Here is a 26,459-nt window from a genome sequence, read left to right as displayed (position 1 = left end):
AAGCTCGCAAGCAAAAGAAAACGGCGCGGCGTCCCTGGGGATGCCGCGCCGTTTGCGTTTCGATGGTTGTGGTCGTTACGAAGCGTTGGCTGCGTAGGCCGCCCAGACGTCGGCAACAGCCTTGCGGGCGCCTTCGACCTTGGCGAACACTTCGGACGCTTCGGCATACTTGCCCTGGTCCACCAGCGCGATGCCGAGACGGATCATCGCCACTTCGGTATTCACGCCCGGTTTCGTAAGTGCGGCGCGGTACATTTCTTCCGCTTCCGCTGCCATGCCGTAACCCAGGTAGCCATCACCGGTACCGATCGCGAGGCCAGCGTTGCCGCCTGCACGAACGTCGGCCGCCGCTTCGGCGAGCGTACCGCGGTCTTCATCGACACGCGCGGCCGCTTCGCTGCGCCAAGTCGCGAAGGCCTGGTCACTGCGCTCGATAATGCCCTTTTCATAGCCGCGATCGATGATCGCCACGACTTCGCCCGGACGGCGCATCGGATTGGCTGCTTCGATATGCTCGGCAAGGTCGAAGCTCTGCTTGTAGGTGTTGGTGCGATACATCAAGCGCAGGATGTCGAGCATGCCGTCGGTATCGAGGTCCGCGAATTCGCGCACGATGACGATCGCATCGCCGTAGTTCGTGTCGTTCGGGTAATCGCGGGCGAGCGCGCTGGAGTAGGCAAGAGCCTTGGCAGCATTCTCTTCCTCGTAGGCGACGGTCATACCGCGCTTGTAGAGCAAGTCGGCAGGCAGCGTGCCCGCTGCACGGGCGGCTGCGATCTGCGCGTCGAGCGCGCTGAAGCCACCTGCGCTATCGCCGGCCGAGAAATAGGTTTCGGCAATCATCACCGGAATGCTTTCTTCGGTCGAGCCGAGCTCCACCGATTGCTGGAAGTACCTGCGCGCAGTAGCGTAGTCATCCGCGTCCATCGCGTTCTGGCCCAGCACGCCAGCGATTTCCGCTGCGGTCGACTGTTCCAGCTGGCCGCTTTCGAGCATCGAGGTCAGGCCTTCGTTTTCAAGCGCGGCGTTGCCGCTGTCCTTGCCGATGTTATAAGCGAACTGGCCGTAATACAGGCGGTCCTGCGCGTTCTTGACCTTGCCCTTGGCGGTCTGCAGCGCGGAGGTGGCGGTACGCAGCATCTGCGCCTTGCCTGCTTCGTCGGCATTCGCATAGCCGGGGTTTTCCTGCGCGGCCTTGTAAGCTTCCTGCACGGCCACGATTTCCTTTTGGAAATCATTCGACATCTGTTCCTGCACCATGGCAGCGGAGGCCGGGGCGGACACGGCGATGCCAGCGCCGCCCATGGCAAGGGCGAGGCCCAATGCACCATGCGAAACCATGCGCGAACGGCGTTTGAACAAGCGGGTCATCATGTTTTTCTCCTCAAAATCCTCGGACGCAAATGACGGCGCATCCGTGCCGGGCATCTTTGCCTTTGCAGGCGCTGTAGTGGCCTGAATCGTTCGTTCGATCAACGTTTGCAGGTCTAGCAAAGTTCCGCTGAACGGGGTTTGAATGGTGCACTGCAACAAATCCTGCATTCGCGCCGCAAATCGGGCTTGCAGGTGTGGAAAACACGCCGATATTGGCCATTCGCCGCGCCCCTTAGCTGGCATGGCGCACCCCCCTCCCCTACAACCCCTGCCACAGCAAAAATCAAGGATGTGAGCGCGCGTGAGCGACACCACGGAAACACCCCAACTGCCCGCCAGCCCCGAAGGCGATTTCGGCCGGATCGACATCGTCGAGGAAATGAAGACGAGCTACCTCGATTACGCGATGAGTGTGATCGTCAGCCGCGCGCTGCCCGACGTGCGGGACGGGCTGAAGCCGGTTCACCGGCGCATCCTCTTCGCCAGCCAGGAAGGAGGGTTCGTCGCCGGGCGCCCCTATCGCAAGAGCGCCAAGATCGTCGGCGACGTGATGGGTAACTACCACCCGCACGGTGACAGCGCGATCTATGACGCGCTGGCCCGCATGACGCAGGACTGGTCGCTTCGGGTGCCGCTGGTCGATGGCCAGGGCAATTTCGGCAGCATGGACCCCGATCCGCCGGCATCGATGCGCTACACCGAAGCGCGGCTCGCCAAGGTCGCCAATTCGCTGCTCGACGATCTCGACAAGGATACGGTCGATTTCGCGGAGAACTACGACGGTTCGCGCGAGGAACCGACCGTGCTTCCGGCCCGCTTCCCCAACCTGCTGGTCAACGGCGCGGGCGGCATTGCGGTCGGGATGGCGACGAACATCCCGCCGCACAACCTCGGCGAAGTGATCGACGGCTGCCTCGCCTTCATCGAAGATCCGGGCATGACGGCGGAAGACCTGTTCCGGATCATTCCGGGACCCGACTTCCCCACTGCGCCGCTGATCCTCGGCCAGTCGGGCGCGAAGGCCGCCTATACCACCGGGCGCGGCAGCATCCTGATGCGCTGCCGGCACGAGATCGAGACCAAGCGCGGCGACCGCCAGAGCATCGTGCTGACCTCCATGCCGTTCCAGGTGGGCAAGTCCAACCTGGTCGAGAAGATCGCCGAAGCGGCCAAGGAAAAGCGGATCGAGGGCGTTTCCGACATCCGCGACGAATCCAGCCGCGAAGGCGTGCGCGTGGTCGTGGACCTGAAGCGCGATGCCACGCCGGAAGTCGTGCTCAACCAGATCTGGCGCCACACGCCAGCACAATCCAGCTTCCCTGCCAACATGCTCGCCATTCGCGGCGGGCGGCCCGAAGTGCTGGACCTGCGCGACATCATCCAAGCCTTCATCGCCTTCCGCGAGCAGGTCATCACCCGGCGCACCAAATTCGAACTGAACAAGGCGCGTGACCGGGCGCATATCCTGCTCGGCCTCGTGGTCGCCGTGTCCAACCTCGACGAGGTGGTCGCGATCATTCGCGGAGCTTCCAATCCGGCGGATGCCCGCGCCAAGCTGCTGGCGCGCGAATGGCCGATCGGCGAGATCGCGCAATACCTCCAGCTGGTCGAAGCGATCGAGGCGAGCGATTTCGATTCCACCGGCGTCTACAAGCTGTCGGAGCGGCAGGTTAAGGCGATCCTTGACCTGCGCCTGCATCGCCTAACCGCACTCGGCCGCGACGAGATCGGCGACGAGCTGAAGGAACTTGCGCACCAGATCGAATACTACCTCGGCATCCTCGCCGACCGGCAGAAGCTCTACGGCGTGATGGAGGACGAACTGCGCGAGATCCGCGACCAGTACGCCACGCCGCGCATTTCCGAAATCGCGCCTGCATGGGACGGGCTGGACGACGAGGACCTGATCGAGCGCGAGGAGATGGTCGTGACCGTCACGCACGGCGGCTATATCAAGCGCACCGCGCTCTCCACGTTCCGCGCCCAGGCCCGCGGCGGCAAGGGCCGCGCCGGCATGGCGACGAAGGACGAGGATGCAGTTGTCGAGCTCTTCGTCACCAGCACGCACAATCCGGTGCTGTTTTTCACCAACACCGGCCGTGTCTACCGCATGAAGGTCTACAAGCTGCCCGAAGGCGGGCCGCAGACCAAGGGCCGGCCGATGGTAAACCTGTTGCCGCTGGGCGAGGACGAACGCGTGACCAACGTGCTCGCTCTGCCCGAAGACGAGAGCGAGTGGGAAAAGCTCAACATCGTTTTCGCAACCGAGCAGGGCATGGTCCGCCGCAACTCGATGGACGCTTTCACCAACGTCCCCACAGCGGGCAAGTATGCGATGGGCTTCGTCGATGGATCGGGCGACAGGCTGATTGGCGTCGAGCTGCTGAGCGAAGACCAGGAAATCTTCCTCGCCAGCGATGCCGGCAAGGCGATCCGCTTTGCCGCCACCGATGCGCGCGAGACCAAGAGCCGCACCGGCATCGGCGTGCGCGGCATGGCGCTCAAAGGCGATGCCAAGGTCGTCTCCATGGCGGTGCTGGATTCCGGCGAGCCCGATACCGAGATCCGCGACCGCTACCTGCGCGCCGCTGCGTGGAAGAACAACGGCGCAGAAAACGATCTCGATGCCGAACGCGTGGCCGACATGGCCGAGGCGGAAGAGTTCATCCTGACGCTGACCGCCAACGGCTATGGCAAGATCAGTTCGGCTTACGAATACCGCACCATCGGGCGCGGCGGGCAAGGCCTCACCAACATCGGCACGCCGGGCGACGAAAGCCGCAACGGGCCGGTGGTGGCGAGCTTCCCGGTGAAGCACGGGTCACAGCTGATGCTGGTGACCGACCAGGCCAAGCTGATTCGCCTGCCGATCGATTTCCGGCACCTGATCCCCGGCGGATTCGAGGACCACAAGGGCTTCAGCGTCTATGGGCGCGGTTCCTCTGGCGTCCGCGTCTTCGACGTCTCGAAGGGCGAACAGATCGTGGGCGCAGCGCTGATCGACGAAACCGCCGAGCCCGAGAACGAGGCGGAGGAAGCGGTCGCGGCGGAAATCGAGGAGCAGAAGGAAAAGGTCACGCAGCCTTACACGACGCCCCATTCCGACGACGATATCGCGGGCGAGCCCGACAGCGACTGACGCAAATCGCTGTGACCCGAGGGGGCGTTAGCGGGCTTCCCCGCCCCCTCGCCGCAGCGTCTGGATCACACCGGTGCAGATGAGGAACTGGCCGAGGTAGTAGGTCGGCCAGATCAGCAGGTTAGGCAGCCACGGATCGATCCGCTCGCCCATGCGGGCAAAGATCAGCAGATCGGAAATCACGAACAGCACCGCGCCGATGCCGACGCGGTATCGGGTAAACGAGCTCGCCCACGCGGCGGCAGCCATGCCGCCCAGCGCCAGGCCGTAGAAGCCAACGTCGAGACTGCCGCTGAGCAGCCACGAGACGACAGGCGTCACCAGCAGCAGCGCGACAACGAGCACTTTCTGGCTGCTGGCAAGCGCCGGCCGCCGGTGCCGCAGGTACAGGCCGATGGCGATGGCGTGGCCGAGGAAAAAGGCAGCCCCGCCCCAGAACCAGTCGATTTCCACCCCCATGTCGCCGAGCGAGCCCAGCGCCATCACTCCCGCCAGCATCTTCGCATCGGTCGAAGGGTGGCGAACCAACGCATAAACCGCCAGCAGCGCCAGCGGCACGCCCTTGAGCAGGGTCAGGTAAAGGCCGCCCACATTCTCGTCGGCGTAGATCCAGTAGAGGATCGCCGCCACGAGGCTGAAGAGCAGGTACGGACGGGCTTGGATGAGGGCGCGTTTGGGCATGAAAGCGGGTTGCACCGCGCGACCGCGAACCGCAAGCCCGTTGCCCGGTCAGTCGTCAGCCATGCACGCGACAAGCGCCGCAGGGATGATACCGATCATCCGCTCGGCCGTCAGACCGGCCGCGCCGCGCCGGCCCACGTCGCCATGCAGCCACGCCGCTGCGCAGGCGGCCTCGAACGGATCGGCGCCCTGAGCGAGAAACGCGGCGATCATGCCCGCAAGCACATCGCCCGATCCGGCAGTCGCCAGCCACGGGGAGGCGTGGGTGTTGCGTGCGCTGCGGCCATCCGGCGCCGCGATGTGCGTGACGGGCCCCTTGAGCAGCACGGTGCCCCTGCAACGGTCCGCCGCCATGGCCGCATCGACCTCTTCGCCGAACAACCGCGCGAATTCGCCCGCGTGCGGGGTCAGCACGGCGCGGTCATGGCAATGGTCGAACAACATGTCCGGCTGGTGCTCGAAGGCGGTGAGCGCATCGGCGTCGAGCACGATGGGGCACGCGCGGCGCAGCAGGGCGAGGACAAGCTCGCGCGTATGCTCCCCGCCGCCGTGGCCGGGCCCGATAACGACCGCATCGACCCGGCGCCCCTCGCCCGCCAGCAGCGTTGCCTCTTCCGCCAGCATTACCGAGGTGAGGTGGGCCGCGTGCTCGTGCAGCGCCTCGCGCGGACCGTAGACCGTCACCAGCCCCGCCCCGGTAGTCAGCGCCGCCATGGCCGACAGCCGCGCGGCGCCGGTCGCAAGTACCGGGCCGCTCAACACCGCCACATGTCCGCGGTCGTGCTTGTGGCCATCCGCGCCCGGCGCACGCAGCACCGGCGCGCCGATCACGCCTTTCCCGTCGATGTCGATCCGCTGCAGCATTCCCGCCCTATCGCGCTTTCGGGTGCCATCGGGCAACCGTTTTGCTAAGGGCCCGCGCCATGACCCACGACATCCACATCATCGGCGGCGGCCTGGCCGGCAGCGAAGCGGCATGGCAGCTGGCACAGCGCGGCTTCAAGGTGCGCCTGTCCGAAATGCGCGGAGGCGGCGATACCACCGCCGCGCACCAGGGTGACGGCCTGGCCGAACTCGTCTGCTCCAACAGCTTCCGCAGCGACGACGATGCGAAGAACGCGGTCGGCCTGCTCCACCACGAGATGCGGCGCTGCGATTCCATCGTCATGGCGGCCGGCGAGATCGCCCGCGTCCCTGCCGGCAGCGCCATGGCAGTAGACCGCGACGTCTTCTCCGCCGAAGTCGAGAAACGCCTGTCGCAGCACCCCAACGTCACCGTGGTACGCGAACGGGTGGACGCGTTGCCCGACAGCGGCCCCACCATCGTCGCCACCGGGCCGCTCACCGCGCAGGCACTGGCGCAAAGCATCGTCGGCGCGACCGGCAGCGACCGCCTCGCCTTTTTCGATGCCATCGCCCCCATCGTCCACCGCGACAGCATCGACATGTCGAAGTGCTGGATCCAGAGCCGCTGGAACAAGCGTACCGAAGCCAGCAACGAAGACGGCGACTACATCAACTGCCCGATGACGAAGGAGCAGTACGAGGCTTTCGTGCAAGGGCTGGTCGATGGGGAGAAGACTGAATTCCGCGAATGGGAAAAGGACACGCCCTATTTCGAAGGGTGCATGCCGATCGAGGTGATGGCCGCAAGAGGCGTCGAAACGCTGCGCTACGGGCCGATGAAGGGCGTCGGTCTCGACAATCCGTACGACACTACGGAGGAGCATCCGCAAGGTCGCTGGCCCTATGCCGTGGTGCAGCTGCGGCAGGACAACAAGCTCGGCACGCTGTGGAACATGGTCGGCTTCCAGACCAAGCTGAGATACGGCGCGCAGGTGGAGCTGTTCCGCACGATCCCCGGCCTGGAGAACGCCGAGTTCGCGCGGCTGGGCGGGCTGCACCGCAACACCTTCCTCAATTCGCCCGAGCTGCTCGACCGCCAGCTGCGCCTGAAAAGCGCGCCGCACATTCGCTTCGCCGGACAGGTGACGGGCTGCGAAGGCTATGTGGAATCGAGCGCGGTCGGACTGCTCGCCGGGATGATGGCCGCTGCCGAACTGGCAGGCGAGGAATGGCAGGGCCCGCCCCGCACCAGCGCGATGGGGGCGCTGCTTTCGCACATCACCGGTGACGCGGAGGCCGACACCTACCAGCCGATGAACGTCAACTTCGGCCTGTTCCCGCCCCTGCACGACGTGAAGAAGAAACAGCGCAAGGAAGCCTACACGGACCGCGCCAAGGCCGATTTCGGCGCGTGGCTGGCGGAAACGTCGAAATTGCCGGCCTGATCGCTAGCAACGGCAGGCGGGCCGCGCGCGCCGCTTGGGCGCAGTGGTCGCGAACTCGCCCTGCGTCAGTTCGCCATCGCGATTGGCGTCGGCCCCGTCGAACTTGTCCGCCGTGCTGACCGCCCACTCCTCGAACGTCAGCAAATTGTTGCCGTCCTTGTCGAGCTTGCGGAACGCACTGGTGCGGGTGGACAGCATCTCGTTGCGGGTGATCCGCAAGTCCCGGTTGCGGTCGTAGCGGAAGAAACGGCGCTGCTCGCGCGAAAGTTCTGTAGCTTCGGGCGGCGTCGGACCCCGCATGTCGGTGACATCGGCGCTGGGCAGGACATCGGGTTCGGGCGTCTCGACAGGCTCGGGCGGCGGCGGCGCTTCCTGCTCGACCTGCGCCCTGCCCTGCCACCACACGAGGCCGACCCCGACCATCAGCAGGCTCAAGATCCCGCCCAAAAGCAACCTGTTCATCGCGCGCTCCCCTATGTTGCCACGATGATAGACTAGCGGCCGAGCAAGCCAACCCTGATCGCGCGCAGGTACGCTCCTGCGCCGCTCGCCGGATCGACGCCGCCGCGGGCGAGCGCGCGATCGGCGAGGCCCGCCAGCACCTGCAGGGGGCGCAACCCGCGTGGCAGGCTGCGCGGCGGCCGGACCTCTGTGGCCGTGGCGACGACCACCGCGCGCTCCTCTGCGCTCGCCACGTTCGCAGCAAGGTCGGCGTAAGCGACCAGCGCGCCTGCACGCGCCGCCTCTCCGGCTGCCTGCTCCAGCCCCGCTGCCTGCGCTGTCACGGCCCACAACCGGCCACGCCCGCTCGCAAAACTGCGCGCCGAAGCCGGACCCAGCGCATCGCCCAGCAGCGCCTCATAACCGTCCACGAGTGCTACCAGCCGCACCGTGCCCTCCCAGCCGGATAGGCGCGCGAGCAGGGGTTCCCCCTTCGGCCATTCGTCTGGCGATTGCGCGAACCGGTCGCGCCACCAGGCCAGTTTCAATTGCGCGATCATCGGCTCGCTCGCCCCGCGCAGTACCGCGCCAAGCCGGTTTTCCAGCAACAGGGCCGTCTCGAACTGCGCGCGCAAATCCGCCTTCGCATAGGCGAGTGCCAGCGTCTGGTGGGGCAGGAGATCATCGGGTGAATTCACTGGGCGCCCCTCGCCCGCCGCGGCATTCCGGTCAAGCCCCCGACGATCGCGGCCAATCGTGAACAAATTAACCCTGCGCGGTAACCGTCTCCTTACTCCTCGCCAGTAACGCAGGCTTGCCATGGAGCCGTTTATGCAAGCCCAACGCCCTTTTTCCCTGCTGCCGCGCATCGCGCGCGATGTGCGAGGCAATGTGCTGCCGATCGTGGCTGCAGCGATCCTCCCGTTGATCGGCATGGTCGGCAGCGGAATCGACATGGGCCGCGCCTATGTGACCAAGAGCCGCCTGCAGCAGGCCTGCGACGCGGGCGTGCTGGCTGCGCGCAAGAAGCTCGGCTCCAACCTGCCGCCGACGCAGGCCGTGATCGGCGAAGTGCGGGTGGTCGGCAACGAATTCTTCGATCTCAACTTCGAGGCCGGTCGCTACGGCACCAAGCAGCGCATGTTCAACATGACGCTGGAAAGCGACTACGCGATCAGCGGATCGGCCTCCGTCAAGCTGCCGACGGCGGTCATGGGCGTTTTCGGATACAACAACATCGACATCGCAGTCGATTGCGCATCGCGGATGAACTTCACGAACCTCGACATAATGATGGTGCTCGATGTAACGGGATCGATGCGCCACACCAACGCCGGCGACACGCTCAGCCGCATCGATTCCATGCGCGAGGTGATCAAGAACTTCCATTCTAACCTGGAGCTGTCCAAAACCCCCGAGACCCGGGTACGTTATGGCTTCGTACCTTATTCGACCAACGTGAACGTCGGCCATCTTCTGAAAGACGATTGGGTTGTTGACGAATGGGACTATCAGTCTCGCGAACAGGGTCTTCTTTCGACTTCCGTCGCAAAAACATACCATCAAAACTGGCAGTATGTTTCGGGCGATCGCTCACCATGGACCACGGAATCGTCCTATCCCGCCAAGTACAACTGGCCGAGCCTGGGCGATCTTTTCGGCTCGTACACTTGCGATCGCACCTTGCCGGCGGAAACGTGGGCCTACGAAGATACGACCACCGGGACACGCGTGGAGACGCAACTTGTCCCCCCTTCGGTCGAAACGATCGAAGAGCGCGAAAGGCTGCATAACGGAACGCGCTATCGCCACCAGCTGAGTGGCACCACGTGCAATGTGCAGTTCAGCACGGACACCGACTATCTGCAGACTTACGAGAGCGTCACGTCGGTGCCATCGGACGGATACAATTATCGCCAGCTCAGGTTCGACGTCGATGCATGGCGTTCCGAAACAGCCGGATGCATCGAGGAACGCGATACGGTTCCAATCGCGGATTTCAGCACGGTCGACCTGTCGCAAGCCATCGATCTCGACATAAATCGCGTTCCCCAGAAGAATCTGCCGTCCACACAGTGGAGGCCGCGATACATAACCAAGGTCTATTCCCGCGCTATCAAGAACGACGCCACAGGGTCGCTCACTTCCGCCGATGTTTACGGCACTCCGGACGAGTATGCGCGGACCGGGGAGTGGTGGATGTCCGCGTGCCCGGCCAAGGCACAGAAGCTTGCGGAAATGAATGATACGGCGCTGGATGCCTACCTATCGAGCCTTTCGCCCTATGGCGCGACCTATCACGACATCGGCATGATCTGGGGTGGCAGGCTGCTTTCACAGAACGGCCTTTTCGCGACCGAGAACAAGGATATCTCCGGAAACAAGCCGACTTCGCGCCATCTCATCTTCCTGACCGATGGGCAGACCGAGCCGTATGATGTCGCGTACAGTTCCTATGGCATCGAGCCTATCGATCAGCGCCGGTGGACGCCTTCCTCGCCTCTGACACTGGCGGAGACGATCGAGGAACGGTTCAAATTCGCCTGCCAGGAAATCAAGAAGAACAATACGACCGTCTGGATCATCGCCTTCGGCACCACCGTAAACGATGCCATGGTCGAATGCGCTGGCTCGGGTTACTATTTCGAAGCGCAGGATGCCAAGGAATTGGACGATGCGTTCAAGGCGATCTCGCGTTCCATGGGCGACCTCAGGGTCAGCAGCTGATGCGCCGTATCCTTACCGCCATCGCCCGCGATGAAACGGGTGCGACCATTGTCGAATTCGCGCTGGTGCTGCCCGTGCTTGCGCTGGTGCTGATCGGCATCTTCGACGTCGGCTTCAACATGTATGCTGGCGCCGTGCTGCGCGGGGTGATGAACGAAGCCGGACGCGACAGCACGATCGAGGCGGCGACCACCGGCTCGATCGACAAGCAGGTCCGCGATGCTGTGCAGGACATCGTGCCGGGCGCAACCGTAACGTTTACCCGCCGCGCCTATTCCAGCTTCACCGACGTCAAGCGGGCGGAGGATTACACCGACGTCAACGGCGACGGCACGTGCAACAACGGCGAACCGTTCGAGGACGCAAACACCAACGGCGTCTACGATACGGACCGCGGCATCGATGGCCAGGGCGGTGCGCGCGATGCGGTGCTCTACACCGCCACGATGAGCTACAAGCGGATGTTCCCGCTGGCAGGCTTTGCCGGGGTCAGCGACACCTACGAGCTCAGCTCCGCCACCGTGTTGCGCAACCAGCCTTATGACAACACGCTCGCCGGCGCGCCGCCGGTCGGGAATTGCCCGTGACCGTGTCCCTTAGGCAGATGCTGCGCGCCTTGCGCGACGATAGGAGCGGCATCGCGCTCACCGAAATGGCGCTCGTCACGCCGTTCCTGCTGGGCTTTTCGCTGTTCGCGATCGAATCCACCTTCCTCACGATCATGCACATGCGGATCAACCAGGTGGCCATCCACATCGCCGACAACGCGTCGCGCATCGGCGACGTGTCGACGCTGGAAGACCGCAAGATTTACGAAGCCGACATCAACGACCTGCTTCTCGGTGCGCAATTGCAGGCCGGTGCCGACGTCGATTTGTACGAACACGGCCGCGTCATCCTCTCCAGCCTCGAGACGAAGCCCGACACCGGTAAGCAATGGCTCCATTGGCAGCGGTGCAAGGGCAAGAAGGTCCATGCCTCGAGCTATGGCAACGAAGGCGCTACCGGGGGATCGTTCCAGGGCATGGGACCCAAGGGAAACCAGGTCGTCGCCCAGCCGGACGACGCCGTCATGTTCGTCGAGGTGGTTTACGAATATCAGCCGCTGTTTTCCGACATGTTCGTGCAGAACGCGCAGATTTCGGCCTATTCGGCCTTCACCGTTCGGGCGGACCGCGACCTGACGCAGATCTACCAGCAGGATCCGTCCAGCCCGGACGCGATCCAGGTCTGCAGCAAGTACGACGCCTTCGCGGCGACCTGAGCCTGCCGGCCGGCCTAGTCGGCGTAGCAAACCTTCTTGGCAGCCCTCACGATCCGGTCGCTGTCGATCAGCGCCATCGCTTCGAGATTGGCAGCGTAGGGCAGCGGCACGTCCTCGTTCGTGACCCGCAGCACGGGCGCATCGAGGTGGTCGAAGCCTTGCTCCATGCACACGGCCTGCACTTCCGACGCAATCGAGCAGGTCGGCCAACCTTCTTCGGCGACGACGAGCCGGTTGGTCTTGGCCAGGCTTTCGAGGATCGTCTGGGTGTCGAGCGGGCGCAGCGTGCGCAGGTCGATCACTTCGGCATCGATACCCTCTTCCGCCAGCTTCTCCGCCGCTTCCAGCGCCAAGCCCACGCCGATGGAATAGCTGACGATCGTGACATCGCCGCCCTCGCGCACGATGCGGGCCTTGCCGATCGGCAGGACATGATCGTCGAGCTCCGGCAGTTCGAACGTGCGTCCATAGACCAGTTCGTTTTCGAGGAAGACGACCGGATCCTCGCACCGGATCGCGGCCTTGAGCAGGCCCTTGGCGTCCGATGAATCGTAGGGCGCGATCACGATCAGTCCGGGCACGCTGGCGTACCAGGGGCCATAGTTCTGGCTGTGCTGCGCGCCGACCCGGCTCGCCGCGCCGTTGGGTCCGCGGAACACGACCGGGCAGCGCATCTGGCCACCGGACATGTAATTGGTCTTGGCGGCCGAGTTGATGATGTGGTCGATCGCCTGCATGGCGAAGTTGAAGGTCATGAACTCCACGATCGGGCGCAGGCCGCCCATCGCCGCGCCGGTGCCGATGCCGGCAAAGCCGTATTCGGTGATCGGCGTATCGATCACCCGCTTCGGCCCGAATTCGTCGAGCAGGCCCTGCGTGACCTTGTAGGCGCCCTGGTACTGAGCGACTTCCTCGCCCATCACGAAGACACGCTCGTCGCGGCGCATTTCCTCGGCCATCGCATCGCGCAGCGCTTCGCGCACGGTGACGCGGGCCATGTTGGTGCCGGCGGGGATGTCGGGATCGGACGGACGCTCCTTCGCGGCAGGCCTGGTCAGCTCTGCCTCGCTCTCGTCGCGGCCGACGTCCTTGCCTTCGCCTGGCACGTCGACGACTTCGTCGGAAGCTGCGGGTGCCGGCGAGGGTGAGGAAGCCTCCTCGCCCTCGCCCGCCAGCTGGGCGATCACTGTGCCGACGGCCACGCCTTCGGTGCCCTCGTCCACCAGCAGTTTCTCGATCACCCCGTCATCGATGGCTTCGAATTCCATCGTCGCCTTGTCGGTTTCGATCTCCGCGATGATGTCGCCCGGGGCGATCGTGTCGCCTTCCTTGACCAGCCACTTGGCGAGCGTGCCTTCTTCCATCGTCGGCGACAGTGCGGGCATTTTCAGTTCGACAGCCATGTCTCAATACTCCTCCACCAGCACATCGGTGTAGAGTTCGGCCGCTTCGGGTTCGGGCGAGCTTTCGGCGAAATCGGCCGCCTCGGACACGCGGGCGCGGATCGCCTTGTCGATTTCCTTCAGCTCGTCTTCCGACTTGCCTTTCTCCAGCAGCACTTTCTTCAGCCCTTCGATCGGATCGTGGTGGTCGCGCTGGTCCTGCACTTCCTCGCGCGTGCGGTACTTCGCCGGGTCGGACATGGAGTGGCCACGATAGCGGTAGGTGTTGAGCTCCATCAGCACCGGCCCATTGCCTTCGCGCACGTACTTGAAAGCCACCTCGGCAGCGGCGCGCACTTCGAGCACGTCCATCCCGTTCACGTCCATGCCGGGGATGCGGAAGGCGGCGCCGCGACGATAGAATTCGGTTTCCGCGCTAGAGCGGCTGACCGCCGTGCCCATCGCGTACTGGTTGTTCTCGATCACGAACACGATCGGCAGGTTCCACAGCGCGGCCATGTTGAACGTCTCGTACACCTGGCCCTGGTTCGCCGCACCGTCGCCGAAATAGGCGAGGCACAGGCCGCCATCCTCGTTGTACTTGTGCGCGAAGGCGAGGCCCCCGCCGAGCGAGACTTGCGCCCCGACGATGCCGTGGCCGCCGTAAAACTTATGCTCGGTCGAGAACATGTGCATCGACCCGCCCTTGCCCTTTGAAATGCCGGCCTGGCGCCCGGTCAGCTCCGCCATGATGACGTTGGGATCGATGCCGTAAGCCAGCATGTGGCCGTGATCGCGGTAGCCGGTGATGACGCTGTCCCTGTCACCGTCGAGCGCGGACTGCAGGCCGATGGCGACCGCTTCCTGGCCGATGTAGAGATGGCAGAAACCGCCGATCAGGCCGAGACCGTAAAGCTGGCCGGCGCGTTCCTCGAACCGGCGGATCAGCAGCATCTGTTCGTAGAACTTGAGGAGCTCCTCCTCGCTCGCGTCGTAGCGCTTGGCCTTCTCGAATGCGTCCTGCAGGTCGCTCAGCGAGAAATTGTCGTCACCGGATTGTGCGGCGGGAGCGTCCTTGCCCTTCGCCTGCTTGCTCGATTTCGCCGGAGCCTTTGCCAAGCCGCGATCCTTTCTGCCAATTGCTGCGATGCCGTAACGTCGCACGGCATGAATACGGATGGGCGCTATGGCCGATCATCGCCACAAGGGCAACGCCGGTCTGGCCGCACATTCGAATGCATATGCTGCAGTGGGTTACTGGTCGAGTTCGACCACGATCTCGTCGGGATGGACCACGTTGAGATTGCGGCGCAGCAATTCGCTGGTGAGATCGGGATCCGCCTTGCGCGGGTCGAGCAGGGCGACACGGTTGGCCAGCTCGTCACGCGTGGCGGTCAACTCCTCGATTTCCGCCTGCCGCTTTTCAAACAGAGCACCGTTCTCGTTCCAGGCGAGCAGGCCCGAAGGCCCCGCCAGCGCAAGCCCACCCAGCCCGAGCAGATAGGCCAGCGCAAGGCCGCTGCCGATCCGCTTGTCCCGCCGGGGTTTCGATGCGCGTTTGATGTTCACTGCAACGCCCTTGAATCATAGCTGATTCGCGGGATCAAGCGTTATTGCAATGTTGTGAGTCATAAAAACGTCGCAACGCGCCTTTGTGCAGCGCACCATTGCATTTTTCCGCCTAATTGGTTACATCTGCAACCAATTCATCGAACCACGACACGGAGAATCCCCATGGCCGACCTTTTCGAAAATCCCGCCGGACTCGACGGATTCGAGTTCGTGGAATTTTGCGCTCCGGAAAAGGGCATGCTCGAACCCGTGTTCAAGGCAATGGGCTTCACCCACGTCGCCAGCCATCGATCCAAGGACGTCGACTTGTGGCGCCAGGGCGGCATCAACCTGATCGCCAATTACGAGCCCAAGAGCGCAGCCTGGTACTTTGCCCGCGAACACGGGCCGAGCGCTTGTGGCATGGCCTTCCGCGTCCGCGATGCGAAGAAAGCCTACGACCACCTGATCGAACAGGGGGCGGAGCCGGTGACGGTCGAGACCGGGCCGATGGAACTGCGCTTGCCCGCCATCCGCGGGATCGGGGGGGCCATCCTGTACCTCGTCGACCGATATCCGGACGAAAACGGCCAGGGCTTGTCCATCTACGACATTGATTTTGAGTATCTCCCCGGCGTCGACAGGCATCCCGAAGGCGCGGGCTTCAAGGTCATCGATCACCTGACGCACAATGTCTACGGTGGCCGGATGAAATACTGGGCGGACTATTACGAGACGCTCTTCAACTTCCGCGAAATCCGCTTCTTCGACATCAAGGGCGAATACACCGGCCTCACGTCCAAGGCGCTGACCGCACCGGATGGCAAGATCCGCATCCCGCTCAACGAGGAAGGCGAAGGCGGCAAGGGCCAGATCGAGGAATTCCTGCGCGAATTTAACGGCGAGGGCATCCAGCACATCGCCCTCATCTGCGACGACCTCGTCACCGCATGGGACCGGCTGAAGGACTTCGGCGTGCCGTTCATGACCGCGCCGCCGGAAACCTATTACGAGATGCTGGACGAGCGCCTGCCGGGCCACGGCGAGCCGGTCGGCGACCTCAAGGCGCGCGGTATCCTGCTGGACGGGACCACCGAAGGCGGCCATCCGCGCCTGTTGCTGCAGATCTTTGCCGAAGCACAGGTCGGGCCGGTGTTCTTCGAATTCATCCAGCGCAAGGGTGACGACGGTTTCGGCGAAGGCAACTTCAAGGCGCTGTTCGAAAGCATGGAGCGCGACCAGATCAAGCGCGGCGTCCTGTCCGTCGAAGAGGCAAAGACGGTGCAGGCCGAACCGGCAGAATGACGGTTTTCCGCGCTGCGGGATAAAAACGGCCCCTCGTGCGTAACACCGTGCGAGGGGCCGTTTGCATCTGCAAGCCGCCTCCCCAACGATAACAGCGCGGGGGCACAATGAATTACATCGGCACGATCACGGACCAGGCGCAGGACATGTTCCGCGGCTTTCTGGAGGCATTGCCCTCGCTGGCCATCGCGATCGTCATCCTGGTCATTACCTGGATCGCGGCGAAGTTCGCGGTGCGCATCGCCGACCTGCTGACCGGCAAGACGAAGCTGCGCCCCAGCCTGAAGAACCTGGTCGATACGATGGTCAAGCTGGCCATCTGGCTGGTGGGCCTGATGATCGCGCTGATGGTCGTCCTGCCCGGGCTCACGCCGGCCAGCCTGATCGCCGGGCTCGGCATCGGCGCGGTCGCGATCGGCTTTGCCTTCCAGGATATCTTCGAAAACTTCCTCGCCGGCGTGCTGATCATGCTGCGCGAGAAGATGCGCATCGGGGACATCATCGAATGCGAAGGGATCAAGGGGAAGGTCGAGCACATCACCTTGCGCGAAACCCACGTGCGGAAACTTTCCGGCGAACTGACCATCGTGCCCAACTCGATGATCTTCAAGAATGCCGTCGAAATCCTGACCGACGAGACGATGCGCCGTCACGAGGTTGTGGCCGGTGTGTCATACGACACCGATCTCGACCATGCGGCCGACGTCATCCGCAAGGCGGTCGAAAGCGTCGAAAATGTCGACACGGGCAAGGGCATCGACGTGTTCGCGACGACATTCAATTCCAGCTCGGTCGACTTCCTGGTGCGCTGGCACTCGGGCTCGAAACCGCGCGACATGTGGGAATCGACCGACAAGGTCGTTCGCGCGATCAAGCGGGCGCTGGACGAGGCGGGCATCGAAATCCCGTTCCCCTACATCACGCACACGTTCAAGGAGAAGGTGCCCATGGGCACCGAGCCCGGCGAACCCAGCACAGGTGGCTGAGCGTGAACCGGTGGCCGAGGCCGCCGGCACCCCTTCCCCCCGCTACCTGAGCAACGCGCAGGAATTCGCGCTGGCGGTCGCCGCCGCGGTCGTCACGGCCAATGCCTATTACATCCACCCGATCATCGGCGATGTGGCGGACGGTTTCGGCGTCAGCCACGCGGCCATCGGCATCGTCCCTGCGCTCAACCAGCTGGCGCTGGCGATCGGGATATTCCTGCTGCTCCCGCTCGGCGATCGTTATTCGAACCGCAAGCTGACCATCGCCTTCACCGTCGGCCAGTGCGCAGGCCTCGCGGTCATGACCTTTGCGCCGGGCCTGCTGTTGTTCACCGCAGGCTCGACAGTGCTCGGCTTCTTCACCATCGCCCCGTACCTGCTGCCCGCCTACGCCTCGCGCCGCGTCGCGCCGGAGCGGCTGGGCCACGTCACGGCGATCCTGACCGCCGGCGTGATTTTCGGCATCCTCGTTGCCCGGGTCGGGGCCGGTGTGGTGGCCGAATATTTCGGTTGGCGGACGGTCTATTACATCGCGAGCGCGCTGATGGTGGCGGTCACCCTCGCCCTGCCCCGGATCATGGAAAAGGCGGAACGGTCCATCCGGTCCGGCAACGCCAGCTATGCCGATCTGATCCGTTCGGTCTTCTCCCTGCTGCGCAGCCACCGCGAAATCGTGGTGTCGGGCACCATACAGGCGCTCGGTTTCGGCCAGTTCATTGCCCTTTGGCTGGCGCTTGCTCTCTACTTGACCGAACCGGAAATGGGCTACGGAACCGATGTGGTCGGCTATCTCGCGGGCGTTGCTGCGGTCAGCGTGTTTTCCACCCCGCGCCTCGGGCGGATCGCCGACCGGATTGGGGCGCGCCGCGCCCGTTTCTATTTCGCCTGTATCCAGACTGCCGGCATCGCCCTGCTCTGGCCGCTGGGTGGCAATCTCTGGCTGCTTCTCATCCCCATCATCCTAACCAATCTCGTCGGCCCGGCCATCGACGTGGCCAGCCGCATGACGTTCCTCGCTCTGGAGCCGGACCTGCGCACGCGCCTGACGACGATCTACATCGTGATGATGTTCATCGGCGGGGCGGTCGGCAGCCTAGCCGGCACAGCGATCTACGATGCGGCCGGCTGGGCGGGAACGAGCGCCTATATCCTGGCGTCGTGCGTGCTTTTGGCCGGATTGTCTTACTACGCGCGGCGGCGTTGGGGAGATTGACGCACCCGTGCGACAGGATTGGGCAATCGCCTGGCGATTACCCGTCTTCGCTTCGCTACGACTCCGAACCAGGTTCGCTCCTGAAATCCCGGACCAGATGGCGAAGCCCTTGCAGGACCCCGCCATCTGGTGCGCCCGACAGGATTCGAACCTGTGGCCCCCAGATTAGGAATCTGGTGCTCTATCCGGCTGAGCTACGGGCGCATCGGTGGATTTCGCTAATTGAAAGGGCGAGGCCGCGCAACACGCGGCGCGCGGCTGTCGTCAGTTGACCTCGTCGGGCGGGACGAAGGGCGCAAGCAACGGGGCAACGGTGATCCCTTCCTCCACCAGTTCGCGGCGCTCCTTCTCGGTCGCCTTGCCGTGGATCGTCGCCGCTTCCCGCTCGCCGTAATGGATCGCGCGGGATTCCTCGGCGAACCTGTCGCCGACATATTCGCTCGTTTCCAGCGCCTTGGCCTGGACCTTCGCCAGCGCATCAAGCGCCTTGGCCACCTCGGCAGGCATCGCGCCGCCGGACACCGCGTCGCCATCGTGCGAGCGAGGCGCCGCCGCTTGCTGGTTGCCTTTCCTGCCCACAGCAGGTGCCATCGGGGCCTTGCCGATGTCGACAGATCCGCATTGCGGACACGCGATCAGCCCCTCGGCCACCTGGTCGGCATATTCGCCGGACGATCCGAACCACCCTTCGAAACGGTGGCCGTGGGCGCAGGAAAGGTCAAAGACGATCATGGCGCGGGGAAATCGGGCATCGGACGTCGGTTGGCAAGGCTCGGCAATTTTGCCCGTATCTCCGCGATGCGCGCCGGATCGATGCCGGCAAATGCCACACCCTCCTGCTCGCCGCCCATGTCGAGCAGCGTTTCGCCCCACGGATCGATCACCAGCGAATGGCCATAGGTCGCACGTCCGTCCGCGTGCCGGCCGACCTGCGCGGCGGCGATCACGAAAGCGCTTGCCTCCACCGCCCGAGCACGTTGCAGCAGGTGCCAGTGCGCCTTGCCAGTCGGCACGGTAAACGCCGCCGGTATGGCGATGGCGTCGCACCCCGCCCGGCCGAGCGCTTCGAACAGCGCCGGAAAGCGGATGTCGTAACACACCGCGAGGCCGAGACGGCCGATGGGCGTATCGGCGGTCACCACCGCATCGCCCGGCGCATAGGCGTTGCTCTCGCGCCAGTCGTCATCGCCGCCAAGCTCGACATCGAACATGTGCAGCTTGTCGTAGCGCGCGGCGATTTCGCCGCTGCCGTCGATCAGGAAGGATCGGTTGGCATAACGCCCGTCCGGCCGACGCACGGCAAGCGAACCGAGCGCGATCCACAGGCCCAGCCGGGCGGCCTCGTCGCGCATGGCGGCAAGGGTCCGGTCCTCGCTTTCCGCAACGATATGCGATGCCGCACGCTTGCGGTCGCGGTCGAGCAGTCCCGACATTTCCGGTGTGAAGAGCATGGCCGCCCCGCCCTCGCTCGCGGTGCGCGCAGCATCCACGAGCGCAGCCGCATTGGCCGCCGGTTCGATCCCGGTGGTCATCTGGGCGATCGCGATGCGGGTGCTCATGGCCGGGTGCTCATGGCCGGGTGCTAGAGGCCGAGGATTTCGTCGAGCTTGCCCTCGCGCTCCAGCGTCGCCAGCTCGTCCGACCCGCCAATCGCGCGGTCGCCGACGAAAATCTGCGGCACGGTCCGCGCATCGGGCTTGCGGGCGCGCATTTCATCGGCCTTGTCGCCGCCCATCGTGATGTCGTGCTCAACGTAATCGACGCCCTTTTCGTCGAGAAGGCGCTTCGCACGCACGCAATACGGGCAGCCGAACTTGGTATAAATGACGACGTCTTTGCTATCTGGCACTGTTGTTTCCTTGTCTCGCGAAGTTGGTCTTGCGGGCGCGGCAGCACCTCTTGAAGCGCATTTGCGGTGAACCTAAATTGGGCGTGGATAGGCGGTGCCGCAAGGGCCGCACTCCACAAAGGCACGGATGCCGAAATACCGGGTCCGTGTCGTCAAATTGCTCAACTTGGAGGATTTGTTCCGATGAACCGTTTTGATTTCACCCCCTATCGCCGTTCCACCGTCGGTTTCGACCGCCTTTTCGAGCTTCTCGAAAGCTCGGCGCGGCAGAACTCGGGCGATAACTATCCCCCCTTCAATATCGAGAAGCAGGGCGAAGATGCCTATCGCATCACCTTGGCGGTTGCCGGCATGCAGCCGGACGATCTCGACATCACCGCGCAGCAGAACCTGCTGACCGTGACGGGCCGCAAGCGCGACGATGCCCCCAAGGGCGAATTGCTGCATGTCGGCATCGCCAATCGCGGGTTCGAGCGCCGCTTCGAACTGGCCGATTACGTGCGGGTGGCCGATGCCGATCTCGCCAATGGCCTCCTCACCATTGACCTGGTGCGCGAAGTGCCCGAAGCGATGAAGCCGAAGACCATCAAGCTGCCGGGCCAGAGCGAGCTGAAGGTCGTGGAGAACAAGGCTGGCGACGAAGGCGAGGACACCGCCGACGCGGCCTGATCTTCTTGCGAATAGTGAACACGGGGGCGGCGCAGCGATGCGTCGCCCTTTTAGCATTTCGGTGCGCACAAAAGATCAGGGGGCGGATCCGAAGATCCACCCCCTCCGGCGCGAACGCCGGCTCGTCGAGAAATTGGCCGTCCGGGTCGCAGAAGACGACCGGTTGCTCGACAAGCTTTCCGGAGACGGTGTTCTGCACCCGACAATCGTCAAAGCGGGCCCACGCTTTAACAATTGCTAACCCCCGTTTTCACCACAAGCGTTAGCGAACGTTCCCATTTTGGCAAGGGAGCGTTTGTATGAATGCGACATCAGGCGCATTTTTGTCGTAAAATATCAAAAAAAGACCGCAGGGAAGCGGGTCACACGAGCCGCGACTGCTCCACCGCGGCGCCGATGAAGCCGGCGAACAGCGGATGCGGGTCGAAGGGCTTGCTCTTCAATTCCGGATGATACTGGACGCCGATGAACCACGGATGGTCGGGGCGCTCGACGATTTCCGGGAGCAGGCCGTCCGGCGACATGCCTGAGAAAACCAGCCCCCCGCGTTCGAGTTGCTCGATATAGGCCGCGTTCACCTCGTAACGGTGGCGGTGCCGCTCGCTGATCGTGGTTTCTGCGCCGTAGATTTGCGACACGTGGCTGTTGGCGGAAAGCTTCGCGTCGTAAGCGCCCAGCCGCATCGTGCCGCCCAGATCGGTGTCGGCGTCGCGCTGCTGAAGGCCTTCCTCGCTCATCCATTCGGTGATGATGCCCACCACCGGTTCCGGCGTGTGACCGAATTCGGTGGAAGAGGCGGCAGCCACGCCGGCCGTGTTACGGGCCCCTTCGATACAGGCCATCTGCATGCCGAGGCAGATGCCGAGGAACGGCACCTTGCGCTCCCGCGCGAAGCGGACGCTGGCAATCTTGCCTTCGGAGCCGCGCTCCCCGAAACCGCCCGGCACAAGGATGGCGTGCAGCGGCTCCAGTTTCGCGGCGAGATCGGCGTCTTCGCCTTCGAACATCTCCGCATCGATCCACTTGATGTGAACCTTGACGCGGTGCTTCATCCCGCCGTGAATCAGCGCCTCGTTGAGCGACTTGTAGGCATCCGGCAGGCCGACATACTTGCCGACCACACCGATCGTGACCTCGCCTTCGGGATTGGCGAAGCGGTCGACCACATCGTTCCAGACGGTGAGGTCAGGTTGAGGCGCGTCGATGCCGAAATGCTTGAGGACTTCGTCGTCGAGCCCTTCGCGGTGATATTGCAGCGGCACCGCGTAGATGCTCGGCGCATCGAGCGCCTGGATGACGGCGGAGGGGCGCACGTTGCAGAACTGCGCGATCTTGCGCCGCTCGTTCTCCGGCAGTTCGTGCTCGCAGCGGCACAGCAGCACATCGGGCTGCACGCCCAGGCTGGTGAGTTCCCGCACCGAATGCTGCGTAGGCTTGGTCTTCAGCTCGCCTGCGGCCGAGATGTACGGCACCAGCGTCACGTGGATCAGCGCGGTCTTGTCCGGACCCAACTCGTTGCGCAGCTGGCGGATCGCCTCGATGAACGGCAGGCTTTCGATATCGCCGACCGTGCCGCCGATTTCGCACAGGATGAAATCGTGGTCGTCATCGTCGTGCAGGGCGAAATTCTTGATCTCGTCGGTCACGTGCGGGATGACCTGGACCGTCGCGCCGAGATAGTCGCCGCGGCGTTCCTTGGCGATGATCTGCTGGTAGACGCGCCCGGACGTGATGTTGTCCGCCTGCCGCGCGGATACGCCGGTGAAGCGCTCGTAGTGGCCGAGGTCGAGGTCGGTCTCCGCCCCGTCGTCCGTCACGTAGACCTCGCCGTGCTGGTAGGGGCTCATCGTCCCTGGATCGACATTCAAATACGGGTCGAACTTGCGAATGCGGACCTTGAAGCCGCGCGCCTGCAGCAGCGCACCGAGGCTTGCCGCCATGAGACCTTTGCCGAGCGAGGAGACCACGCCGCCGGTGATGAAAATATACCGCGCCATGGGAGCCGAGCCTTACGCATGGGGTGGGATTCGGCGCAAGCGCTCAAAGCGCTTGTCCGCACAAAAATTGCCGGGCGGGCGATTGCCCTGCCCGCCAGACGGATCAGTTCAGCAGATCGCCCAGCGGATCGTCGTTCGGCGCAGGGGTCGAATCGACCGGCTCTTCACCGTCGAGGCCCGGATCGCCCGGGACCGGATCGGCCTGCCGGTCGACCGAACGATCGAGCGACGTGTCGATTTCAGGTGCGTTGCCGCCCGTGGTTTCCACCGCGATGGCTGCCAGCACGATCGTCAAGCCGACAAAGACTATCGCCAGCCACTTAGTCGCACGGGTCAGGAAGTCCGCTGCACCGCGGGCCGACATCAGGCCCGACGGATTGCCGCCCATGCCGAGGCCGCCGCCTTCCGAACGCTGCATCAAGATCACCACGACGAGCGATGCGGCCACGATGGCCTGGAGGACGGTCAGGAAGGTGAACATTGTGCGGTTTCCGGTGGTCGAATGTCTGTCTGGGCGCCTGCTGCCTGCAGGCCGGCCCGCGTGGCTGCGCCCTTAGCTGGGCACGCCTGCGCTTTCAAGCAAGGCCTGCCGGCGAAGTAGCCTCAGCTGTCGGCGTCGGGCGATGCGGCCGCGATGATGATGCCGAGAAAGCTCTCCGCCGTGAGGCTGGCCCCGCCGACGAGCGCGCCGTCGACATCGTCCACGCCCAATATCTCGGTAATATTGTCGGCATTGACCGATCCACCGTAGATGATCCGCACGCCTTCGCCGTCCATGCCGAGGAGCTCGCCCATGCGGCCGCGCAGGGCGGAGTGCATGGCGCCGATTTCCTCGACCGAAGCGCTTCGGCCGGTGCCGATGGCCCAGACCGGTTCGTAAGCGACCGTGAGGCGTTCCGGGATCGTATCCACCTCGACCAGCGATTCTTCCAGCTGACGGAAGACCGCAGCCTCCGCCTTGCCGGCGTCGCGTTCCTCGGCGGTTTCGCCCACGCACAGGATGACGTTGAGCCCGACGTCGAAGGCGGCGGCCATCTTGCGCTTCACCAGCGCATTGTCCTCGCCGTGGTTCTGGCGCCGTTCGCTATGGCCAAGGATGACGAAGCTGGCGCCGGCGTCCTTGACCATCGAAGCCGATACGTCACCCGTGTGGGCGCCGCTTTCTTCCGGGTGGCAATCCTGGCCGCCCACGGCGATCAGGTTCGCTTCCTTGCGCACGGCATGGATCAGCGTGAACGGCGGTGCGATCGCGACTTCGGTGCGCATCAGGCGCTCTGCCGCACGGTCGATCGCGCGGGCTTCGGCCAGCATGGCGCGGGTGCCATGCATCTTCCAGTTGCCGACGATATAAGGGCGTTCGGACATCGTTTTCCTTGGGTATATTTGAGCGGCCCCGAAGGCGGGGCTGAGTTTGCGCCCTGCTATGGCGACCATTCAGCGTTTGTCAAAGCCGCTTTATCCACATTCCGGCAAACTGGCGCGGACCTGTTGCGGGACTGCCGCAAGGCAGATAATAGCGCGCCAGATTACCGGCGCTCCGACTGGCGATGATGCCCGCGGAATGCGCCGCAGACGGGATTTTTCACGGTCATGATGCAAGGTTTCCGCAAATTCTTCAGTTCCAAGATCGGGCTTGCGATCACGCTGGGCTTCCTGGGACTTATCGCCCTCGCCTTCGCCAGTGCGGACGTCTCCGGTTCGGCGACGTTCGGCGGGGTGGCCGGCGGCAACCGCGTGGCAGTGGTCGGCGACCGCAAGATCGGCACCGGCGAGATGGATGCGATCGTGCGCAACCGGGTCAATGCGCTGCGGCGCCAGAACCCTGAGCTGACAATGGAAGAATTCATCAGCAGCGGCGAGTTCGAGGCGCTGCTGGAATCGCAGTTCGACCGCTTCGCGATCTCGCAGTTCGCGGAAAAATACGGGTTCGAAGCCGGCCGCCGGCTGGTGGACAGCGAAATCGGCGGGATTGACGCCTTCAAGGGTGCCGACGGCAATTTCAGCGCTGAGGCCTATTCTGCCGTTTTACAACAGCAAGGTCTTAGCGATGGCCAGGTCCGCTCCGACATCGCCGACACGCTGCTGCTGCGCCAGGTCCTCAACCCCGTGGCCTTCGGTGCGCAGATGCCCAAGGGGATTTCGGATCGCTATGCCGCGATCTTCAGCGAGACGCGCACCGCACAGGTGCTGAGCGTGCCTGCCGCCAGCTATGCGCCCGCCGCAGGGCCGAGCGCCGAGACGCTCAGCAAGTATTACGCCGACAACCGCAGCGAGTGGGTCCGCCCCGAACGCCGCGTGGTGCGCTATGCCACTTTCGGCGATGCCACCTTGGGCGAGCTTCCCGCCCCGACCAACCAGCAGATCGCCGCGCGCTACCGCCGCGATGCCGCGCAGTATGCCGCTTCCGAGCAGCGCACCGTGACGCAGCTCGTGGTTCCGACCCGCGCTGCGGCCGACGCCATCGTGCGCGAAGTCAACGGCGGCACCTCGCTGGCACAGTCGGCTTCCGGCAAGGGACTCGCCACCGCCGAAGTCGGCCCGGTCGATGAAGAGGCTTATGCCGAGCAGACCTCCGAAGCCGTCGCCGAAGCGGTTTTTGCGGCCGGTTCCGGGCAGGTTGCTGCCGTCGCCCGCGGTCCGCTGGGCTACTATGTCGTGCGGGTGGACAACATCCGCGACATCCCCGCCCGCAGCATCGCCGAAGCGCGCGGCGAGATCAGTGAGCAGCTGGCCGCCGAACAGCGGCGCGAGGCGTTGATCCAGCTGGCCTCCTCGATCGAGGACGAGATCGACAACGGCAGCAACATCCGCGAGATCGCCGAAACGCTGGGGATCGAGATTTCCACCACTCGCCCGATCACGATCGAGGGCCGCGTCTACGGCACCGACCAGACCGCGCCCGAAGTCATCGCTCCCGCAATTCGCACCGCTTTCGACATGGACACCAACGAACCGCAGATCGGCGAGATCGAGGCGGGAACGACCTTCCTGCTGTTCGATGTCGCCGATGTGACCGAATCGAGCGCTCCGCCGCTTGCCGAAGTGCGTGAGGAGGTTATCGCGCGCTGGAAGCTGGACCAGGGCCAGGCAAAGGCACGCGAAGTCGCCAATGCCATCCTCAAGCGGATCGACGGCGGCGCGTCCCTGGCCAATGCCGTGCGCGCCCAGAACGCCACCCTGCCCGCACCGCGCCGCATCTCCATGACGCGCGAGCAGCTGACCCAGATGGCCCGCGAACAGCAGGTCGGGCCCGAACTCGCGCTCATGTTCTCCATGGCGCGCGGCACCGCCAAGAAGCTCGAGGAGCGCGGCGGCGAAGGCTGGCTGGTCATCAACCTCACCGACGTGACGCCGGGCGAAGACCTGTCGCCGGAACGCGAGGCCGCCTTCCGCCAGCAGCTCGCCACCGTGCTGGGCGACGAGCTGGCTGCGCAGTTCCGCACGGCCGCACGCGAAGATGTCGGCGTCGAGCGCAACGAGGATGCGATCAGCGCCCTGCGCGCGCAGCTCCTCGGCCAGAACGCCGGCAATTGACCTCCGCCGCGCTGAACGGCGCGCCCGAGGCGCTGGCGGCGCTCGCTGCGTCGCGT

At 64.4% G+C, this 26,459-nt stretch carries 24 protein-coding genes and 1 tRNA gene; 10 read left to right on the top strand and 15 right to left on the bottom strand.

Features of this window, described 5'->3' with window-relative positions; genetic code table 11:
• Nucleotides 1–75 precede the first annotated feature (75 nt).
• Nucleotides 76–1,374 (bottom strand): hypothetical protein, encoded by a 1,299-nt coding sequence (locus tag VCJ71_RS02205; protein ID WP_324638740.1) that lies wholly within the window; start codon nucleotides 1,372–1,374, stop codon nucleotides 76–78.
• Between the two features lie 301 nt (nucleotides 1,375–1,675).
• On the opposite strand from VCJ71_RS02205, the gene gyrA reads away from it, so the two are divergent.
• A complete protein-coding gene (gene gyrA / locus VCJ71_RS02200) occupies nucleotides 1,676–4,513 on the top strand; it encodes a DNA gyrase subunit A (RefSeq protein ID WP_324638738.1) in 2,838 nt (945 codons plus the stop codon).
• Nucleotides 4,514–4,540: 27 nt separating this feature from the next.
• Here the strand turns inward: gyrA and VCJ71_RS02195 are convergent, their stop codons facing one another.
• Nucleotides 4,541–5,194, bottom strand: coding sequence for a lysoplasmalogenase family protein (locus VCJ71_RS02195; protein ID WP_324638736.1), 654 nt, complete (start codon nucleotides 5,192–5,194; stop codon nucleotides 4,541–4,543).
• 48 nt (nucleotides 5,195–5,242) lie between these two features.
• On the bottom strand, nucleotides 5,243–6,058 hold the full coding sequence (locus VCJ71_RS02190; RefSeq protein WP_324638734.1) for an NAD(P)H-hydrate dehydratase: 816 nt from the start codon (nucleotides 6,056–6,058) through the stop codon (nucleotides 5,243–5,245).
• Between the two features lie 59 nt (nucleotides 6,059–6,117).
• Here VCJ71_RS02190 and trmFO point away from each other — a divergent pair, with 59 nt between their 5' ends.
• Nucleotides 6,118–7,485 (top strand): methylenetetrahydrofolate--tRNA-(uracil(54)-C(5))-methyltransferase (FADH(2)-oxidizing) TrmFO, encoded by a 1,368-nt coding sequence (gene trmFO / locus VCJ71_RS02185; RefSeq protein WP_324638733.1) that lies wholly within the window; start codon nucleotides 6,118–6,120, stop codon nucleotides 7,483–7,485.
• A 3-nt stretch (nucleotides 7,486–7,488) separates the two neighbouring features.
• On the opposite strand, the gene VCJ71_RS02180 is transcribed toward trmFO, so the two are convergent.
• Complete coding sequence (locus VCJ71_RS02180) at nucleotides 7,489–7,947, bottom strand: EF-hand domain-containing protein (protein ID WP_324638731.1); 459 nt, start codon at nucleotides 7,945–7,947, stop codon at nucleotides 7,489–7,491.
• 32 nt (nucleotides 7,948–7,979) lie between these two features.
• On the bottom strand, nucleotides 7,980–8,624 hold the full coding sequence (locus tag VCJ71_RS02175) for a hypothetical protein (RefSeq protein ID WP_324638730.1): 645 nt from the start codon (nucleotides 8,622–8,624) through the stop codon (nucleotides 7,980–7,982).
• A gap of 133 nt (nucleotides 8,625–8,757) precedes the next feature.
• Here VCJ71_RS02175 and VCJ71_RS02170 point away from each other — a divergent pair, with 133 nt between their 5' ends.
• The 3 genes from VCJ71_RS02170 to VCJ71_RS02160 are packed head-to-tail and all read left to right on the top strand — an operon-like array spanning nucleotide 8,758 to nucleotide 11,917.
• Nucleotides 8,758–10,653: a TadE/TadG family type IV pilus assembly protein gene (locus VCJ71_RS02170; RefSeq protein WP_324638728.1), complete on the top strand. Its 1,896-nt coding sequence runs from the start codon at nucleotides 8,758–8,760 to the stop codon at nucleotides 10,651–10,653.
• The gene (locus VCJ71_RS02165) at nucleotides 10,653–11,240 is read left to right on the top strand and encodes a TadE/TadG family type IV pilus assembly protein (RefSeq protein ID WP_324638727.1); all 588 of its coding nucleotides are present in this window, start codon (nucleotides 10,653–10,655) and stop codon (nucleotides 11,238–11,240) included. The genes VCJ71_RS02170 and VCJ71_RS02165 overlap by 1 nt, the downstream gene beginning before the upstream one ends.
• Entirely contained in the window at nucleotides 11,237–11,917 is a 681-nt protein-coding gene (locus tag VCJ71_RS02160) for a TadE/TadG family type IV pilus assembly protein (RefSeq protein WP_324638724.1), read from the top strand. The genes VCJ71_RS02165 and VCJ71_RS02160 overlap by 4 nt, the downstream gene beginning before the upstream one ends.
• Before the next feature lie 14 nt (nucleotides 11,918–11,931).
• On the opposite strand, the gene VCJ71_RS02155 is transcribed toward VCJ71_RS02160, so the two are convergent.
• From VCJ71_RS02155 to VCJ71_RS02145, 3 genes are all read right to left on the bottom strand, one after another.
• A complete protein-coding gene (locus tag VCJ71_RS02155) occupies nucleotides 11,932–13,320 on the bottom strand; it encodes a pyruvate dehydrogenase complex E1 component subunit beta (RefSeq protein WP_324638722.1) in 1,389 nt (462 codons plus the stop codon).
• 3 nt (nucleotides 13,321–13,323) lie between these two features.
• On the bottom strand, nucleotides 13,324–14,418 hold the full coding sequence (pdhA, locus tag VCJ71_RS02150; protein WP_324638721.1) for a pyruvate dehydrogenase (acetyl-transferring) E1 component subunit alpha: 1,095 nt from the start codon (nucleotides 14,416–14,418) through the stop codon (nucleotides 13,324–13,326).
• Between the two features lie 135 nt (nucleotides 14,419–14,553).
• A complete protein-coding gene (locus VCJ71_RS02145) occupies nucleotides 14,554–14,868 on the bottom strand; it encodes an FtsB family cell division protein (protein WP_324638719.1) in 315 nt (104 codons plus the stop codon).
• 165 nt (nucleotides 14,869–15,033) lie between these two features.
• Between VCJ71_RS02145 and hppD the strand changes: the two genes are divergently transcribed.
• The 3 genes from hppD to VCJ71_RS02130 all read left to right on the top strand — a co-directional run bounded on the left by hppD (nucleotide 15,034) and on the right by VCJ71_RS02130 (nucleotide 18,354).
• Nucleotides 15,034–16,155, top strand: a complete 1,122-nt coding sequence (gene hppD / locus VCJ71_RS02140; protein ID WP_324638718.1) for a 4-hydroxyphenylpyruvate dioxygenase — start codon at nucleotides 15,034–15,036, stop codon at nucleotides 16,153–16,155.
• 107 nt (nucleotides 16,156–16,262) lie between these two features.
• Nucleotides 16,263–17,141, top strand: coding sequence for a mechanosensitive ion channel family protein (locus tag VCJ71_RS02135; protein ID WP_324638717.1), 879 nt, complete (start codon nucleotides 16,263–16,265; stop codon nucleotides 17,139–17,141).
• A gap of 10 nt (nucleotides 17,142–17,151) precedes the next feature.
• The gene (locus VCJ71_RS02130; protein ID WP_324638715.1) at nucleotides 17,152–18,354 is read left to right on the top strand and encodes an MFS transporter; all 1,203 of its coding nucleotides are present in this window, start codon (nucleotides 17,152–17,154) and stop codon (nucleotides 18,352–18,354) included.
• A 127-nt stretch (nucleotides 18,355–18,481) separates the two neighbouring features.
• On the opposite strand, the gene VCJ71_RS02125 is transcribed toward VCJ71_RS02130, so the two are convergent.
• The 4 genes from VCJ71_RS02125 to grxC all read right to left on the bottom strand — a co-directional run bounded on the left by VCJ71_RS02125 (nucleotide 18,482) and on the right by grxC (nucleotide 20,203).
• Nucleotides 18,482–18,558: transfer RNA gene (locus VCJ71_RS02125), tRNA-Arg, on the bottom strand.
• A 60-nt stretch (nucleotides 18,559–18,618) separates the two neighbouring features.
• A complete protein-coding gene (locus VCJ71_RS02120) occupies nucleotides 18,619–19,086 on the bottom strand; it encodes a DUF1178 family protein (protein ID WP_324638713.1) in 468 nt (155 codons plus the stop codon).
• A complete protein-coding gene (locus tag VCJ71_RS02115; protein ID WP_324638712.1) occupies nucleotides 19,083–19,913 on the bottom strand; it encodes a carbon-nitrogen hydrolase family protein in 831 nt (276 codons plus the stop codon). Before VCJ71_RS02115 ends, VCJ71_RS02120 begins: the two co-directional genes overlap by 4 nt.
• Nucleotides 19,914–19,936: 23 nt before the next feature.
• Nucleotides 19,937–20,203 carry a glutaredoxin 3 gene (gene grxC / locus VCJ71_RS02110; RefSeq protein ID WP_324638710.1) on the bottom strand — a complete coding sequence of 89 codons (267 nt, stop codon included), beginning with the start codon at nucleotides 20,201–20,203 and terminating at the stop codon, nucleotides 19,937–19,939.
• Nucleotides 20,204–20,386: 183 nt separating this feature from the next.
• Between grxC and VCJ71_RS02105 the strand changes: the two genes are divergently transcribed.
• Nucleotides 20,387–20,872, top strand: coding sequence for an Hsp20 family protein (locus VCJ71_RS02105; protein ID WP_324638708.1), 486 nt, complete (start codon nucleotides 20,387–20,389; stop codon nucleotides 20,870–20,872).
• A gap of 362 nt (nucleotides 20,873–21,234) precedes the next feature.
• On the opposite strand, the gene VCJ71_RS02100 is transcribed toward VCJ71_RS02105, so the two are convergent.
• The 3 genes from VCJ71_RS02100 to tpiA form a co-directional block, all read right to left on the bottom strand.
• Complete coding sequence (locus VCJ71_RS02100) at nucleotides 21,235–22,869, bottom strand: CTP synthase (protein WP_324638706.1); 1,635 nt, start codon at nucleotides 22,867–22,869, stop codon at nucleotides 21,235–21,237.
• Between the two features lie 103 nt (nucleotides 22,870–22,972).
• On the bottom strand, nucleotides 22,973–23,350 hold the full coding sequence (gene secG, locus VCJ71_RS02095) for a preprotein translocase subunit SecG (RefSeq protein WP_324638705.1): 378 nt from the start codon (nucleotides 23,348–23,350) through the stop codon (nucleotides 22,973–22,975).
• A gap of 122 nt (nucleotides 23,351–23,472) precedes the next feature.
• A complete protein-coding gene (gene tpiA, locus VCJ71_RS02090) occupies nucleotides 23,473–24,234 on the bottom strand; it encodes a triose-phosphate isomerase (RefSeq protein ID WP_324638704.1) in 762 nt (253 codons plus the stop codon).
• A gap of 225 nt (nucleotides 24,235–24,459) precedes the next feature.
• Here tpiA and VCJ71_RS02085 point away from each other — a divergent pair, with 225 nt between their 5' ends.
• The gene (locus VCJ71_RS02085; protein ID WP_324638702.1) at nucleotides 24,460–26,403 is read left to right on the top strand and encodes a peptidylprolyl isomerase; all 1,944 of its coding nucleotides are present in this window, start codon (nucleotides 24,460–24,462) and stop codon (nucleotides 26,401–26,403) included.
• Nucleotides 26,404–26,459: the final 56 nt, after the last annotated feature.

Origin of the sequence: Pseudoblastomonas aquimaris, assembly GCF_035481675.1 — a bacterium.
Classification (GTDB): domain Bacteria; phylum Pseudomonadota; class Alphaproteobacteria; order Sphingomonadales; family Sphingomonadaceae; genus Alteriqipengyuania_B.
The sequence above is the reverse complement of the archived record's forward strand: the minus strand, read 5'-3'. Positions and strand labels throughout refer to the sequence as shown.